At 53.2% G+C, this 16,257-nt stretch carries 15 protein-coding genes and 1 pseudogene; 9 read left to right on the top strand and 7 right to left on the bottom strand.

Translation table 11 applies throughout. The features are described from left to right. Positions 1-160: 160 nt before the first annotated feature. Together MON37_RS08360 and MON37_RS08365 are read right to left on the bottom strand one after the other, a co-directional pair. A complete protein-coding gene (locus tag MON37_RS08360) occupies positions 161-1,168 on the bottom strand; it encodes an IS5 family transposase (RefSeq protein WP_242883552.1) in 1,008 nt (335 codons plus the stop codon). A 10-nt stretch (positions 1,169-1,178) separates the two neighbouring features. Further along, positions 1,179-1,922 (bottom strand): TonB-dependent siderophore receptor, encoded by a 744-nt coding sequence (locus MON37_RS08365; protein WP_039407509.1) that lies wholly within the window; start codon positions 1,920-1,922, stop codon positions 1,179-1,181. A gap of 242 nt (positions 1,923-2,164) precedes the next feature. Here MON37_RS08365 and MON37_RS08370 point away from each other — a divergent pair, with 242 nt between their 5' ends. From MON37_RS08370 to MON37_RS08380, 3 genes are all read left to right on the top strand, one after another. Next, a complete protein-coding gene (locus MON37_RS08370) occupies positions 2,165-2,398 on the top strand; it encodes an RNA-binding S4 domain-containing protein (RefSeq protein WP_002221492.1) in 234 nt (77 codons plus the stop codon). Then, positions 2,376-2,594, top strand: a complete 219-nt coding sequence (locus MON37_RS08375) for a hypothetical protein (RefSeq protein ID WP_039407483.1) — start codon at positions 2,376-2,378, stop codon at positions 2,592-2,594. The genes MON37_RS08370 and MON37_RS08375 overlap by 23 nt, the downstream gene beginning before the upstream one ends. A 289-nt stretch (positions 2,595-2,883) precedes the next feature. Next, positions 2,884-3,720: a PHP domain-containing protein gene (locus tag MON37_RS08380; RefSeq protein WP_039407480.1), complete on the top strand. Its 837-nt coding sequence runs from the start codon at positions 2,884-2,886 to the stop codon at positions 3,718-3,720. A gap of 229 nt (positions 3,721-3,949) precedes the next feature. Here the strand turns inward: MON37_RS08380 and MON37_RS12500 are convergent. Continuing rightward, a pseudogene (locus tag MON37_RS12500) lies at positions 3,950-4,057 on the bottom strand (IS5/IS1182 family transposase); the annotation flags it as partial. Between the two features lie 145 nt (positions 4,058-4,202). Here MON37_RS12500 and serB point away from each other — a divergent pair. Together serB and MON37_RS08390 are read left to right on the top strand one after the other, a co-directional pair. Next, positions 4,203-5,036: a phosphoserine phosphatase SerB gene (serB, locus tag MON37_RS08385; RefSeq protein ID WP_039407477.1), complete on the top strand. Its 834-nt coding sequence runs from the start codon at positions 4,203-4,205 to the stop codon at positions 5,034-5,036. 399 nt (positions 5,037-5,435) lie between these two features. Then, positions 5,436-7,409: a TonB-dependent copper receptor gene (locus MON37_RS08390; RefSeq protein ID WP_039407474.1), complete on the top strand. Its 1,974-nt coding sequence runs from the start codon at positions 5,436-5,438 to the stop codon at positions 7,407-7,409. An 85-nt stretch (positions 7,410-7,494) separates the two neighbouring features. Here the strand turns inward: MON37_RS08390 and MON37_RS08395 are convergent, their stop codons facing one another. Beyond that, positions 7,495-8,631 (bottom strand): polyamine ABC transporter substrate-binding protein, encoded by a 1,137-nt coding sequence (locus tag MON37_RS08395; RefSeq protein WP_039407471.1) that lies wholly within the window; start codon positions 8,629-8,631, stop codon positions 7,495-7,497. Between the two features lie 368 nt (positions 8,632-8,999). Between MON37_RS08395 and MON37_RS08400 the strand changes: the two genes are divergently transcribed. The 3 genes from MON37_RS08400 (at position 9,000) to MON37_RS08410 (ending at position 10,719) form a co-directional block, all read left to right on the top strand. Continuing rightward, the gene (locus MON37_RS08400) at positions 9,000-9,587 is read left to right on the top strand and encodes a DUF1415 domain-containing protein (protein ID WP_039407468.1); all 588 of its coding nucleotides are present in this window, start codon (positions 9,000-9,002) and stop codon (positions 9,585-9,587) included. Between the two features lie 18 nt (positions 9,588-9,605). Then, positions 9,606-9,965, top strand: a complete 360-nt coding sequence (locus MON37_RS08405) for a YbaN family protein (RefSeq protein ID WP_003777107.1) — start codon at positions 9,606-9,608, stop codon at positions 9,963-9,965. 133 nt (positions 9,966-10,098) lie between these two features. Next, positions 10,099-10,719: an L-threonylcarbamoyladenylate synthase gene (locus MON37_RS08410; protein ID WP_003759961.1), complete on the top strand. Its 621-nt coding sequence runs from the start codon at positions 10,099-10,101 to the stop codon at positions 10,717-10,719. 76 nt (positions 10,720-10,795) lie between these two features. Here MON37_RS08410 and parE read toward each other — a convergent pair whose 3' ends face one another. Then, entirely contained in the window at positions 10,796-12,781 is a 1,986-nt protein-coding gene (parE, locus tag MON37_RS08415; protein ID WP_039407466.1) for a DNA topoisomerase IV subunit B, read from the bottom strand. A gap of 69 nt (positions 12,782-12,850) precedes the next feature. After that, complete coding sequence (locus MON37_RS08420) at positions 12,851-13,375, bottom strand: RNA pyrophosphohydrolase (protein ID WP_003743450.1); 525 nt, start codon at positions 13,373-13,375, stop codon at positions 12,851-12,853. A gap of 348 nt (positions 13,376-13,723) precedes the next feature. Here MON37_RS08420 and MON37_RS08425 point away from each other — a divergent pair, with 348 nt between their 5' ends. Then, on the top strand, positions 13,724-14,518 hold the full coding sequence (locus MON37_RS08425; protein WP_039407463.1) for a formate/nitrite transporter family protein: 795 nt from the start codon (positions 13,724-13,726) through the stop codon (positions 14,516-14,518). Between the two features lie 87 nt (positions 14,519-14,605). Here the strand turns inward: MON37_RS08425 and MON37_RS08430 are convergent, their stop codons facing one another. Continuing rightward, entirely contained in the window at positions 14,606-15,997 is a 1,392-nt protein-coding gene (locus MON37_RS08430; RefSeq protein ID WP_039407460.1) for an alanine/glycine:cation symporter family protein, read from the bottom strand. Between the last annotated feature and the right edge of the window lie 260 nt (positions 15,998-16,257).

The raw sequence follows: 16,257 nt of genomic DNA on the forward strand, positions 1-16,257 counted from the left end.
TTGACGCGGTCTGAGACCTTTGCAAAAAAGCCCTTCCCCCCGACAGCCGAAACCCAAACACAGGTTTTCGTCTATTTCCGCCCCTAATTGCTCCTGATTTTACCCAAATATCCCCTTAATCCTCCCCGAATACCCGATAATCAGGCATCCGGGCCGCCTTTTAGGCGGCAACAGGCACACTTAGCCTGTTAGCCGCTTTCAACAGGTTTAAACACATCGCCTTCAGATGGCTTTGCGCACTCACTTTGAGCAGACCAAAATAGGCTGCCCGGGCGTAGCGGAATTTACGGTGCAGCGTACCAAAGCTTTGCTCGACCACATAACGGGTCTTCGACAAATATCGGTTGCGTTTGGTTTGCGCTTCCGTCAGCGGACGGTTGCGGTGGGCTTTGCGCATAATGCCGTCCAGCAACCGATGTTCTTTCAGATGTTGCCGGTTTTCCGCACTGTCGTAGCCTTTATCGGCATAGACGGTCGTACCTTCGGCAATGCCTTCCAGCAAAGGCGACAGGTGGTTGCACTCATGGGTATTGGCGGGGGTGATGTGCAGTTTCTCGATATAGCCTTCCTCATCGGTACGGGTATGTTGTTTGTAACCGAGTTTGTAGAGACCGTTTTTCTTTGTCCAGCGGGCATCTTTGTCTTTACTCGGTGTGGTTTGGCCGCTGACTTGTCCTTCTTCATCGACTTCTATGGCCTGACGCTGTTTGCTGCCGGCGGTCTGAATAATGGTGGCGTCAATGACGGCGGCGGATGCTTTCTCTACTTTTAGGTTTTTTTCGGTCAGTTGGCGGTTAATCAGTTCCAGCAATTCGGACAGGGTGTCGTCTTGCGCCAGCCAGTTGCGGTAGCGGCATAAGGTGCTGTAATCGGGGATGCTCAGTTCGTCAAAACGGCAAAATAGGTTGAAATCGATGCGGGTGATGAGACTGTGTTCGAGTTCGGGATCGGAGAGGCTGTGCCATTGTCCGAGCAGGACGGCTTTGAACATGGACAACAGTGGATAGGCGGGACGGCCGCGGTGGTCTCGAAGGTAACGGGCTCTTTGACGATTCAGGTATTGTTCGATCGGTTGCCAATCAATCACCTGATCCAACTTCAATAATGGGAAGCGGTCGATGTGTTTGGCGATCATGGCTTGTGCGGTTTGCCGGAAGAAGGTGCTCATGGAAAATCCCCTAAATGTCTTGGTGTGAATTTAGGGGATTTTGGGGAATTTTGCAAAGGTCTCGGTCTTTAAAATTTTTGTCGCGTTCTAATGCGACGACGGCACGGCCGCGCAAAGTGCCTTCATCGTTCAGACGACCTGAAAAGTCCCCCGTGGTGCGGACTTTACCGAAGCGGTCGATTTGGGCTTCACTCTGAATAATGCGTTCGCCGGTGGGGCGTTTGCGTACGGCGTTCACCGTACCGCCCGGCTCGCCGTTTGCCTGCGTCAGCCCGGTCGCCCCGCGCACGACTTCGATATGGTCGTAAACGGCGATGTCATTCATGCTTTGCGCGTCATACATCGGATTGTTGATGGCGCCTGGGACGGTAGATGAAATTCCGTCTTCTTCGATTTGGTCGATATAGAACCCGCGCGATTGGAAGCGCGGAATGCCGGTATCACGGATGACGTTTACGCCGGTGGTGGTTTTCAGGGCATCAACCAAGTTGGTAATCCCCTGCTCGTTGATTTGAGTCTTAGTAATCACGCTCACCGACTGCGGCGTTTCTTTCGGGGACAAGGCAAGGCCGGTGGTGGTGCGCATGGCAGAGGTGGTGTAAGAGTCGCGGTTTTCGGTGCGGGTAGAACGGTTTTTGCCAGTTACGTTGACGGTTTGCAATTCCGAAGTCTGTACAGGCTGGGGGACATTCTCGGCAAAAGCAGTATAAGGTAATGCAGCAGCAATGAGGGCAAGGGTTTTTAAAGGTTTCATGCGTAATCTCTTAGGTTGTCAGTCAAACCAACTTTATAAATAATAATGGTTATATTTTACATTAATAAACATGATTTGTGATTTAATAACTGATATTAATTGAGCTATTTCATGATTTTCCGTACTTCTGCTATTTTTGATAAACAACATCCGCATGAAGATTTAAGGTCGTCTGAAACGGCTTTCAGACGACCTATGCTACAATTTCACACATTCAAACCTTCCCCATTACAGGAAACCTCATGGAAGCCACCGTCTATCTCGAAGACAACGAATACATCGCCTTATGCGACCTTCTGAAGCTCGCCGGACTTGCCGAAAGCGGCGGGCAGGCGAAAGCGTTTATCGCCGAAGGATTGGTGTTGCGCAACGGCGAAACCGAAACCCGCAAAACCGCCAAAATACGCGGCGGCGAAGTCATCGAGTTTGACGGCGCGCGCTTGGAAATCGCCGATGGATACGACCCTGAAGAATAAAGCCGAAGCCCTCTTGGGCGAGCCGCTTTTAGACGAACCCGTCCGCCCCGAATCGTGGGAATGCTGCGGCAGCGACTGCGGCGATGCCTGCATCCAGACGATTTATTGGATGGATAAAGCCAAATACGACGCGCAACGGCGGAAATTGAAAGAAGCGGGTTGGTCGGAAGACGAAGATAACGGAAAGGCCGTCTGAAAACGGTTCGGCTTGATGGAAACCGCGTTTTCAGACGACCTTTTATAGTAGATTAAAATTGAAAACGTTCATATCGCCATTCCCGCTCAGGCGGGAATCTAGAAGTTTGAAATAGCGGTTCACCTTAAACATTTTTGACAAATCAAGGTCTGGATTCCCGCCTGCGCGGGAATGACGGCATAGGTACTTTTTCTTTGAATTTACCATACACCGTTTTTAAAATTGCCCCGTCGCCACACCGCCCGACAATATTGCACCCGCCCACTGTTCACCACACACATAACGCCCCATGATAGACCTGCACTGCCATTCCACGGTTTCCGACGGTATGCTCTCCCCCGCCGAAGTCGTGCGCCTTGCGCATCAAAACGGCTGCACGCTGCTGGCGTTGACCGACCACGACCACACCGGCGGCATTGCCGAAGCGCGTGCCGAAGCCGACGCGGTCGGGCTGCGTTTCGTCAACGGCGTGGAAATCTCCGTAACTTGGCGCGGGTGCACCATACACGTTGTCGGTTTGGATTTCGACGAACAGGACAAAAACCTGCAAAACCTGTTGGCGCAAGTGCGGCAAGGTCGTCTGAAACGCCTCGAAGCCATCGCCGCCAAGCTCGAAAAGAAAGGCATCGGCGGCGCATACGACGGCGCGCTCGCGCTGGCGGCAAACAAAGAAATGGTCAGCCGCACCCACATCGCCGAGTTCCTCATCCAAGCGGGACACGTCAAAAACAAGCAGCAGGCGTTCACCAAATACTTGGGCGACGGCAAATCCTGCGCCGTCCGTCACGAATGGGCGACGCTGGCAGACTGCGTCTCCGCCGTCAACGGCGCAGGCGGCATGGCTATCATCGCCCACCCCATGCGCTACGACTTGTCCGCCACCGTCAAGCGCAATCTGTTTGAAGAATTTAAAAACCTCGGCGGCGTGGGCATCGAAGTCCACAGCGGCAACTGCTGCAAAAACGACCGCCTCAACTACGCGCTGCTGGCAGAACGCTTCGGTATGCTCGCCAGCGCGGGCAGCGATTTCCACCGCTTAAACGACTTCAGTGGCGGCATCCTCGGCGCGTGTCCCGAACTGCCGGAAAACTGCAAACCGGTTTGGGAACATTTCAAAAGGGTTTGAGGCGTTTAAGGCCAAGTTTGGATATTGGGACAAACTTGCCGACGCTACACGCCATACCTTACCAAATCCCGTCGCGTATGCTTTATCCGCTAGTTTGCCGAAAATTTCAAACAACTTGTCCGTGCAAAATCTTGGCAGGTAAAACCAAACCGTACCGCCGCCGTCATGCCCATACACACAAAAGCAGCCATGATGGCGAATAGGCGTCCTATTTGATTCAAAGGAATTATAGTGGATTAACTTTAAACCAGTACGGCGTTGCCTCGCCTTGCCGTACTATCTGTACTGTCTGCGGCTTCGTCGCCTTGTCCTGATTTAAATTTAATCCACTATACTTCCCTCAAAGGTCGTCTGAAAACCGCTTCATCGCATCGCCGCACGCATACGGTTTTCATCAGGAAGCTCGTTTTCAGACGACCTTCCCGATATGAAATCTTCAGGCTTTGCTATAATCCGCAATCCGCATTTTTTGAGCCACCGCCATGTCGCACGCCCTCGTCCTCCAATTCCCCTCCGCCGAAGCCCTGCCTTCCGCCCTCCTCACCCGCCTGCCCGAGCCTGATTACGCCGATGAAAAGCGTATGCGTTTTATCGTTGAAGAAGGGTTTTCTTTCAACGAAGCAGACGCGGCTTTGCTGGACAGCCGTCAAATCGACCACGCCGTGTTGCCCGATATGGCGTTCGGCGAACTCGGGCTGATTGTCAGCGATATGGATTCGACGCTGATTACCATTGAATGCGTCGATGAAATTGCGGCGGGTGTCGGCTTGAAAGACCGTGTGGCGGAAATTACCGAACGCTCGATGCGCGGTGAATTGGATTTCGAGCAGTCTTTGCGCAGCCGCGTCGCCCTGTTGGCGGGATTGAACGAACGGGTTTTGGCGGAGGTTTATGAAAACGTTTTGCGGCTCTCGCCCGGCGCGGAATTTTTGCTGGACGAATGCAAGGCGCACGGCGTGAAATTCATGCTGGTGTCGGGCGGATTCACGTTTTTCACCGAAAGGCTGCAACAACGCCTCGGCTTCGAATACCAACACGCCAATATTTTGGAAATTGAAAACGGCAAGCTGACAGGTCGTCTGAAAGGCAGAATCATCGACGCGCAGGCCAAGGCGGATTTATTGCGCGAATACCGCGACCGCCTCGGATTGCAGCCGCATCAGGTTTTGGCGATGGGCGACGGTGCGAACGATATTCCGATGCTTAAAGAAGCGGGCGTAGGCGTGGCTTACCGCGCCAAACCGAAAGCGCAGGCAGTCGCCGATGCCTGCATCAATTTCGGCGGGCTGGAGCGCGTCAGGGGTTGGTTTAAATAAACCGTCTGTATCGGTGGTCAGGAGTTTCCTGTTAAAACCAAGGTCGTCTGAAAAATTTTCAGACGACCTTTTTGCTGTTTGAAATATCGTAATGACTGTAAACGGAATGCCAAGGGACACGCCTTCGCAGCACGCCGAAACAGGTTTGCACACCAATCCTGAACACAGCCCTCTTTATCCCCGCAGCAACCTTATTCCTTCTTCCTGCCAGATGGAAAAGCAGGCAATTAATCAATACAGTTACTACTATTATTCAAATAATTTAATTATGCCTCAAAAATATTGACTTAAATTAAATAAAACCGTTTTATTACTCACAAACTGCCTGACATTCTTTATACTACCAAAGTAGTAATTAACTACACCCAATGAACTAAACCAATAAAAGGAGCTCTAAGAATGAAACACCAGCTACTCCTTCTGCCGATTGCCTTAGCCGTATCCCAGGCTTGGGCGGACACAGACCCCGTTCCCGAAGAAACTGTTATCCTTTCCCCCGTTACCGTCACCGGCACACAACAACAAAAAGCCAATAGCGTTACTTTCAACCCCAAAGCTGCTTTGCAACCCCTCCCTGCCGGAGACGGTGCGGACCTTTTACAATCCGTGCCCAACATGAGCATCATCCGCAAAGGCGGAAGCTCGGGCGATCCATTGTTCCGCGGTTTGGGCGGTTCGCGCCTGTCGATTAACTCAGACGACCAGTTTATTTACGGCGGCTGCAGCATGCGTATGGACCCGCCGACTGCCTACATCCACCCGAATTCTTTCGACAAAGTCGTCGTCACCAAAGGCCCGCAAACCGTAACCCAAGGCATGGGTTTGGTCAGCGGCTCGGTACAATTCATCCGCAAAGACCCTGATTTCAGCGAAAAACCCTACAACATCAACGCCTCCCTGACCGCAGGCAGCAACGACCGCCGCGACGGTTCGCTTGAAGCCGAGTTCGGCGGCAAATACGGCTACGTCCGCAGCAATATTTCCCATAACGAAGCCGGCGACTACAAAGACGGCTCAGGCAAGAGCGTCCACTCCCATTTCAAACGCGACAGCCAAATGCTGCAACTGGGCATCACCCCGACCGAAAACACCACCATTGCCGGCACATACGAACGCAGCAGGGCCAAAGTCGCCTACGCCGACCGCATGATGGACGGCAGCAAATTCGACCGCGACGCATGGAACGTCCGCTTTACCCAACGCAACCTCACCCCTTGGTTCAGCGAACTCGAATTGCGCTACGGTGAAAGCGAAATCGACCACGTCATGGACACATACAGCCTGCGCACCATCCGCAATCCGGCAGGCAAACAGATTAAAAACGCCAACAACCCCAAACGCAACACCGACACAGGTCGTCTGAAAGCCACCTTCGACTGGGACAAACTCAATCTGCAAACCGGCGTAGATTATATGGACGACGTACACGTCGCCCGTATGGAACGCGGCGGCGACGGTTACAGCCACAAGCCCTACATGCCCAATCAAAGTTTCAAACAATGGGGCGTTTTCACCGAAGCCGCTTGGCAGCAAACCGACAAACAACGTTGGGTAGCAGGCTTGCGCCACGACCGTGTCAAAGCGCATTACGATTCCGCAGACGTAACCGATCCCGTTTTGAAACATCAGAAATTCAACTTGAATTCCGGTTTCTTACGTTGGGAACGTGATACGGATAACGGCTTGAAATACTACGCCGGATTCGGTATCGCCGAACGCTCGCCCGACTACTGGGAACGTCTGCGCGCCAAAAAGAAAATCATCCATCCCGAACAAAACCGCCAAATCGATGCGGGCATCATCTGGAAACGTCCTAACCTCCATGCCTCCGTATCCGTATTCGGCAGCGATGTCAAAAACTTCATCATACTCGAACGCCAAGGCACGGATTTAGGCGTACGCAACGTTAAAGCCTCTCGTTTCGGCGGCGAAGCCGAAGTCAAATGGACGTTTGCACCTAATTGGGAAATCGGCAGCAGCCTCGCCTACACCCACGGCAAAAACCGTACCGACGGCAAACCTTTGGCACAAACCCCGCCGCTCGAGTGGAACAACACCCTCGCCTTTGACAACGGCAAATACAGCGCAGGCGCGTTATGGCGCGTCGTAGCGAAACAAAACCGTTACAGCAAAGGTCAAGGCAATATCGTCGGTCAGGACATCGGTGCCTCTTCCGGATTCGGCGTACTCTCGCTCAATGCCGGCTGGAAATTCAGCAAATACGCCACCTTGCAGGCCGGCATAGACAACGTGTTCAACAAAACCTATGCCGAATTCGTCAGCAAAGGCGGCGACCCTTCAGCAGGCACGCAAACCTTGCGCGTCAACGAACCTGGCCGTACCGCTTGGTTGAGGCTGCAAGCGAAATTCTGATGTTGAGTTGAGAAAGTGAAAGGTCGTCTGAAAACCCGATTGTGGGTTTTCAGACGACCTTTAGTTTTCCAACGCATCAAAACGGCTATTTGCCTGCTTTCAGCGATTGCCACAAGCGGACGCTCAGGCGGCTTGCATCTGTTGATTTGGGCGATACGATGAAACTTTTATCCATCAATTCCTTGGTCGGGAAGATAGACGCATCGCCGGTATATTTTTCGTCCATCAATGCACGGGCAGGGCGGCTGGCGGGGGCGTAGGTAACGAAATTGCCGTTTTGTGCCGCGACTTCGGGATCGAGCGTGTGGTTGATGTATTTGTGCGCATTGGCGATATTTTGGGCATCGCGCGGAATCATCAGGGAATCCACCCAGATGCCGACGCCGCTTTTGGGTGCTAACACTTCGATTTCGACGCCGTTCTTCGCTTCTTGCGCGCGTGTTTTGGCGATGTTCAAATCGCCACCGTAACCGACTGAAACGCAAAGGTTGCCCGCCGCCATATCGTCAATGTAGCCTGACGAAGTGAAGCGTTTGATGTCGGGACGCACTTTTTTCATCATGTTGACGGCGGCTTTGATGTCGTCGGGGTTTTCGGTATTCGGGTCTTTGCCCAAATAATGCAGCGCGAGCGGGATTTGTTCGATGGCGCTGTCAAAATAGCTGATACCGCAGGATTTCAGCTTTTTGGTGTATTCGGGATTGAACACCAAATCCCATTCGTTTTCGGGCAATTGCTCCGTCCCTAAGGCTTTTTGAACCAGTTTTTTGTTGATGGCGAGCGTGTTGATGCCCCAGAAATAAGGGACTGCGTATTGGTTGCCCGGATCGACTTTTGCCATCATGGCAAGCAGGTCGGCATCGATATTGGCGTAGTTCGGGATTTGGCTTTTGTCGATTTTTTGATACGCGCCGGCTTTGATTTGGCGTCCGACGTTGGCAATGGACGGTGCAACGAGGTCGTAACCGGATTTGCCGGTCAAAAGCTTGGCTTCGAGGGCTTCGTTGCTGTCGTAGTAGTCGTAGCGGACGTTGATATGCGTATTTTTTTCGAACGCTTCAAGCGTGGCGGGGTCGACGTAGTCCGACCAGTTGTAGATATTGAGCTTGTCGGAGGCGGTATGGGAGGAAGGTGCGGAAGATTCTGCGGCGGTTTGTTGGCCGCCGCTGCATGCAGTCAAGACGAGGCCGATGAGTGCCGCCGCCATTGAAGTTTTTTTCATGGGTACAGTCCTTTTGTGGAAGGGGGAATTGTTGCAGCGGCGGCAGTCAGTCAAGCGCAGACTGTCCGCATACAAAAGGTTAACTGTGGGGGCGGCCGGCATATGCCTCGGGCCCTTGATTCAGCAGGTTCGCATTAAACGGCAAAATCCCTGTCGGCGCAATAGTTTAGATGGGAAAATTTCTTCGTTTTTTCATTGCTTTCCGCTATGGTTTTCTTCATAAACAAAAAAATATTCAGACGACCTGTTACATACTGGCCACACATAAATTTTCCCTATCCGCACACCCATGCCCTTTGCCTAAAACCCATGTTATTTGTTATACTTTTTGAGAACTATTTTTAATTAAATCAAATCCGAATCCCTGCATGACTACCCCTGACTCCGCCACCGTAGCCGACCACACCCGCCAATGGCTCGAAAAAGCCGTCATCGGACTCAACCTCTGCCCCTTTGCCAAAGCGCCGCACGTCAAAAACCTCGTGCGCATCAGCGTCAGCCAAGCACGCCATCTGGACGGTTTCCTCGAAGACTTAGACCGCGAATTGCAGCTTTTGGGCGACACGCCCGCTGACGAGCTGGAAACCACCCTGCTTGTCTACCCGGCCCTTTTCCCCGATTTCGACACCTTCAACCAAATGCTCGACATTGCCGATGCCGCCGTTGTCGACAACGGCTTGGAAGGTATTGTCCAAATCGCCCCGTTTCATCCCGATTTCCAATTTGAAGGCACAAATTCAGACGACATCGGCAACTACACCAACCGCTCGCCCTACCCCACCCTGCACCTCATCCGCGAAGACAGCATTGCCAAAGCCGCACAAGCCTTCCCCGACGCCTCCGCCATTTTCGAGCGCAACATCGCCCTACTTGAAAAAATGGGACACGAAGGCTGGGACAAGCTCGATATTCCCCGCTGCCCGTTTGATCACGGCAAAACCAAAGCATCCGAATAAGATTTCCAACAAAACAACATGATTCGCTACTTACTCATCTTTTGCGGCGCAGTTTCCTTTCTCTTAGGCATCATCGGCATTTTTCTCCCGATTATGCCCACCACCCCCTTCATCATCCTTGCCGCCGCCTGCTGGGCAAGAGCCTCGCCCCGTTTCCACCGCTGGCTGCACCAACACCGCTATTTCGGCCCCATGATACAAAACTGGGAAAACAACGGCGCCGTCCCGCGCAAAGCCAAAATCTTCGCCATAAGCATGATGAGCCTATCCTGCATCTTCATGTTTTGGCGCTTTCCCGAAAAATGGTGGATAGGCGCGGCGTCCACATTGGGTTGCGGCTGCGTCGCTGTCTGGATGTGGCTGCGTCCCGAACCCTGATTCGCATCCAAAACACAAGGTCGTCTGAAAACGCAGTTTCCGTTCCGAAACCGTATTTTCAGACGACCTTTTGTCATTTCAAACCATCGGTTTTAAAATATCCGCAACACAAACTGCCAAAAGGAAAACCGCCATGGCACAATTCTTCGCCATCCACCCCGACAACCCGCAGGAACGCCTGATCAAACAAGCCGCCGACATCGTCCGCAGCGGCGGAGTCATCGTGTACCCCACCGACTCCTGCTACGCGCTCGGCTGCAAACTCGGCGACAAAGCCGCGATGGAACGCATCCTCGCCATCCGCAAAATCGATTTGAAACACCACCTGACCCTCATGTGCGCCGATTTGAGCGAATTGGGCACTTACGCCAAAGTCGACAACGCCCAATTCCGCCAGCTCAAAGCCGCCACCCCCGGCAGCTACACCTTCATCCTGCAAGCCACCAAAGAAGTGCCCAACCGCACGCTGCACCCGAAACGCAAAACCATCGGCCTGCGCGTGCCCGACAATACCATCGCCCTAAGCCTGTTGCAGGAATTGGGCGAGCCGCTGCTCAGTTGCACCCTGATGCTGCCCGAAGACGACGAGCCGCTGACCGATCCTTACGAAATCCGCGACCGCCTCGAACACAGCGTCGATTTGGTGATTGACGGCGGCTGGTGCGGTACCGAGCCGACCACCGTCATCGACATGACCGACGGTACCGAACTCATCCGCCAAGGCAAAGGCGACACCGCCCTATTCGGTCTGTAAACCCCAAAAACTAAAAGGTCGTCTGAAAACCCGAATCAGTTTTCAGACGACCTTTTTGCTTTGTAAACCAACGGCGTCAAATATCCAATTGAGCCGTATCGCCTTCGCGTTCCATCCATGCGCGGCGGGCGGCGGCTTCGCCTTTGCCCATCAGTTTGACGAAGATGTCGCGTGTTTCGTCATCTGCGCCTTCGGGGATTTGCACCTGCAACAGGCGGCGGGTGTCGGGGTGCATGGTGGTGTCTTTGAGTTGGTCGGGGTTCATCTCGCCCAAGCCTTTGAAACGGCTGATGGAATAGGCGGTTTCTTTGACACCTTCTTTTTGCAGCCGCTCCAAAATGCTGTCGAGTTCGTTTTGGTCGAGGGCGTAGAATTTGCGGGCGGGTTTGCTTTTGCCTTGTGCGTTGACATCGACGCGGAACAGCGGTGGCTGGGCGACGTAGATGTGTCCGTCGGCGACCAGTTTCGGGAAGTGGCGGTAGAACAGGGTCAGCAGTAAAACTTGAATATGCGAGCCGTCCACGTCGGCATCGGACAGGATGGCGATTTTGCCGTAGCGCAGGCCGCTTAAATCGGGATGGTCGTTGATGCCGTGCGGATCAACGCCGATGGCGACGGAAATGTCGTGGATTTCGGCGTTGCCGAAAAGCTGGTCGGGGTGGACTTCAAAGCTGTTGAGCACTTTGCCACGCAGGGGCAGGATGGCTTGGGTGGCTTTGTCGCGGGCGAGTTTGGCGGAGCCGCCGGCGGAATCGCCTTCGACGAGGAAGAGTTCGTTTTCGCGGATGTCTTCACTTTCGCAGTCGGTCAGTTTGCCGGGCAGGACGGCGACGCCGCTGCCTTTTTTCTTTTCGATTTTTTTAACCGAACGCATCCGCGCCTGTGCCTGACGGATGGCGAGTTCGGCGATTTTTTTGCCGAAGTCCACGTTTTGGTTCAGCCACAATTCCAAAGGGTCGCCCGATACGGCGGCGACGAGTTTCAACGCGTCGCGGTTGGTCAGCTTGTCTTTGGTCTGACCTTGGAACTGCGGGTCAAGGACACGGGCGGAGAGGACGAAGGCGGTTTTGCTGAACACGTCGTCGCTTTGCACTTTCACGCCGCGCGGTAGGAGGTTGTGCAGGTTGATGAAGTTGTTGACGGCGTTGAACACAGCTTGTTTCAAGCCCGCTTCGTGCGTGCCGCCCAGCGGGGTGGGGATGAGGTTGACGTAGCTTTCGTTGGCGCACGAGCCTTCTTCCAGCCAAGTCAGGGCAAACGCAGCACCTTCGCCGATGCTGAAATCGCCGTTGTGGTCGTCTGAAATGTAGTTTTCGCAGGAGAACAGCGGCACGGCTTCCTGCGCGTCGGCAATCAGGTCGGTCAGATAGCTTTTCAGACCGTCGGGGTAATGCCAGGTTTGGGTGTGCGCTTCGTCTTCGCCTTTGACCGGGCGGGTCAGGGAAACGCGCACGCCCGGCAGCAGCACGGCTTTGGCGCGCAGCAGGCGTTCGAGTTCGGGGATGCTGTAATTCGGGCTTTCAAAATATTTGCCGTTCGGCCAGACGCGCACTTCGGTGCCGCTGTCTTTGACGGCGCATTTGCCCACTTCCGCCAACGGTTCGACCACATCGCCGCCGGCAAATACGATGCGGTGGATTTTGCCTTCGCGTTTGACGGTTACTTCGAGGCGGGTGGAGAGGGCGTTGGTCACGGACACGCCCACGCCGTGCAGGCCGCCTGAAAAGGCATACGCGCTGCCGCCGTCTTTTTTGTTGAACTTACCGCCCGCGTGCAGACGGGTGAACACGAGTTCGACCACGGGCACGCCTTCGATAGGATGCAGCCCGACGGGAATGCCGCGTCCGTTGTCGTGCACGGAAAGCGAACCGTCGTCGTGGATGCGCACGTCGATTTCAGTGGCGAAACCGCCCAACGCCTCGTCCGCCGCGTTGTCGATGACTTCTTGGCAGATGTGGGTCGGGCTGTCGGTGCGTGTGTACATGCCAGGACGTTCTTTGACCGGCTCCAAGCCTTTGAGGACGGTGATGCTGGATTCGCTGTATTGGTTGTTTTTAGTCATAGGGGAAGAGGTCGTCTGAAAGGAAGAACAACGCTTTCAGACGGCCTGAAAGCGTTGCGTTTCGTTGTTTTATCGGTTGTCAAAAGGCAGGCGCGCGGTAAAGTCTTCGTAGCTTTCCATACCGCGCAGGAAGCGGGAGGAGAGTTCTTTCAATGCCCCCAAGTAAACGTCGCGTTTGAAATCAATCACTTCGTCAACGGGAGCCCAATATTGGTGCCAACGCCAGCCGTCAAATTCGGGATGGTGGCAGGCGCGCAGATTAATGTCGCTGTCGCGCCCGACCAGCCGCAAAAGATACCAAATCTGCTTCTGCCCGCGATACGAACCGCGCCATTCGCGGCGTACCCAGTGGCTCGGCACGTCGTAACGCAGCCAGTCGCGCGTGCGGCCGACGATTTTGATGTGTTGCGGCAGCAGCCCGACTTCTTCGTACAGCTCGCGGTACATGGCGGTTTCAGGGCTTTCGCCCGGCTTGATGCCGCCTTGCGGGAACTGCCAAGAATGTTCGCGCACACGCTTGCCCCAAAAGACTTCGTTGCGGTTGTTGATTAAGATGATACCGACATTGGGGCGATAGCCTTCTCTGTCTAACACGGTGTCGCCCTTCGTTAAATTAAAATTAAATCATGCGATTTTCCCATAAATCGGGCAGGTTTGACAAATCGCGAGACCGTATCGGCGGGCATTTGAAACCAGATTCGGCAGGTTCCTTCAAACGCATCTGAAACATATATACTTCCTGCCTTATTTCAATCACCCCTCATGTAATAATATTTCTTTTGAGCCAAAGCAAGGCAGTGCGACCGCATTTTAGGTTTAATACACTATTATTTTTTATCCGATAAGACCGTACACCGGCACCCCTCGACACTGCCCTACCGCGACAGTTTTGCCGTCTTTCAGAAACGGCGTTCCCACCTCAATCCCACTTTAAGGAAAATCATGGCTTCGCGCGATTTATACCCACAGGAAATCTTACAGGTCGTCCTCGATAAAAGCTGTGCCAAGGCACAATCCAGCGTTTCCACGCTGGCGGTTTTGAGCGTTTTGGCAGGCGGATACATCGGCTTCGGTTATCTTGCCTATTTGAAAGTGGTCAGCGGCATTCCGCACGAATGGGGCGGCTTGGCGACTTTACTCGGCGCATCGATGTTCCCCATCGCCTTGATCTGCATCCTGCTCGGCGGCGGCGAGCTGGTAACGAGCAATATGATGATTATGTCTTTGGGACGTTTGGCAGGGCGAATTTCCACAAAAATGCTGCTGCGCAACTGGGTCGTCGTGTGTCTGGGCAATTTAGTAGGAACGCTGGCGATGGCGTTTTTCCTCGGACACTACGTCGGCATGACCGAAGGCAGCGTGGCGGAAAAAACGATTGCGGTGGCGGAAGCCAAAGTCCATATGGATTTCGGCAGGGCTTTCGTCTCAGCGGTCGCGTGTAACTGGATGGTGTGTATGGGCGCATGGCTGCACTTTGCCGCCAAGCATACGGCGGGGCGGATGTTGGCGATTTGGTTTCCCGTCATGATTTTCGTGTTAAACGGCTTCCAACACCTTGTCGCTAATATGTTCGTCATCCCCGCCGGTATTTTGGCGGGCGCAGACATCACATGGGGGCAGTTTTTCTTCAACATGATTCCCGTGTTTTTAGGCAATGTCTTAGGCGGCGCATCGTTTGTCGGCGCGTCGTACCTTTATACTTATAAAGATACGCTGAAAGATTGTGCCGAGTCTTGAATAGATTGGTATTGAAAAGGTTTAGAAACGCAAAGGTCGTCTGAAAACAGAATTTTGGTTTTCAGACGACCTTTTGTTTCATTCAAATTAATGAGGCAATTCACCACTTCGGATTTTCTTTTTGAAATCCTGAGTTTCCCTGACAATTACTTTCGCCATCAGCAAGAGGGCGATTAAGTTGGGCAAAGCCATCAATCCGTTGAACGTATCCGAAGCGAGCCAAACCAAATCAAGACTCAAGACGGTTCCCAGCATGACCGAGGCGACGTAAAAAACTCGGTAGAGATTCGCGGATTTTTCGCCGAATACATATGCCGCACATTTCTCACCGTAGTAACACCAGCCCAAAATGGTCGAATAGGCAAAGAAAATCAAACCGATGGTAACGACCCAGCCGCCGAAACCGGGCAGCATTTTTTGGAAGGTAACGGTAGTCAGCGCCGCGCCGCTCAATTCCGGTTTGACAAACTCACCGCCCGCGCCGAGCAAACCCATCACCAATACAATTCCCGTAATCGAGCAGACGACGATCGTGTCCAAAAACGTCCCGGTCATGGAAACCAATGCCTGGCGGACGGGATGGTCGGTTTTCGCGGCTGCAGCGGCAATCGGTGCAGAACCCATACCCGCCTCGTTAGAAAACACGCCGCGCGCCACGCCGTAGCGGATCATCGTCCCGATTGCGCCGCCTGCCACAGCCTGCGCGCTGAACGCATCGGAGAAAATCAGTTTGACGGCGGGTGCTAGCAAGCCTGCATTGACGGCAATAATGGCAATGCCGCCTAAAACGTAAAACACCGCCATCGCAGGTACGATAAACGAAGCAGCTTTAGCGATACCTTTAATACCGCCCAAAACAACGATAGCTGTCAGAATGGTCAGGACGACGCCGGTATAGCCCGGTTCCACGCCGAAACTCGTCTGAACGGCCTGCGCAACCGAGTTGGACTGTACCGAACTGCCGATACCGAACGAAGCAAATGTGCCGAATAAAGCAAACGCCAATGCCATCCATTTCCAGTTTTTGCCCAAGCCTTTTTCGATGTAATACATCGGCCCGCCAGACATTTCGCCTTTGGAGTTGGTCACGCGGTATTTCACCGCCAACACGCCCTCGGCGTATTTGGTAGCCATACCGAAAATGGCGGTCATCCACATCCAAAATACCGCACCCGGACCTCCGGTAACCACGGCGGTCGCCACACCTGCAATGTTGCCTGTACCGATGGTGGCGGACAGGGCGGTCATCAAAGCAGCGAAATGGGAAATATCGCCTTCGTGGTCTTCGCCGTCATCCGTTGTTTTTTGCGGCATAAACGCCTGCTTGAGCGCGTAACCGAGCATAGAAAATTGCAGGCCTTTGAGCATAACGGTCAACAAAACGCCCGTTCCGACCAACAACACCAGCATAACAGGTCCCCAGACCCAGCCGCTGACTGTTTCAAAAAACGCTTTTAAATTCTCCAAAAATAATTGCATATTTTTCTCCTCATTATGTTTTTAGTGTTCGGTCATTTCAGCATAAAGCGTTAAAAAACGCAACGGTCTGATGATATGCTCCTTATTTTCTCCATAAATCCAAACTCATCACGTCGGATCTAAATGCAGAGAACATTAAAATAAAAATACCCGTCTGACGTCAGTCTGCGCAAATGGAAATCTGTATTTCAGCATTACAAAAAGCTAATAAACATCATAAACTTAAAATACCTAGCCTCCTATCTGCACAAACTTAAAAA

This window comes from Morococcus cerebrosus (assembly GCF_022749515.1).
GTDB lineage: Bacteria > Pseudomonadota > Gammaproteobacteria > Burkholderiales > Neisseriaceae > Neisseria > Neisseria cerebrosa.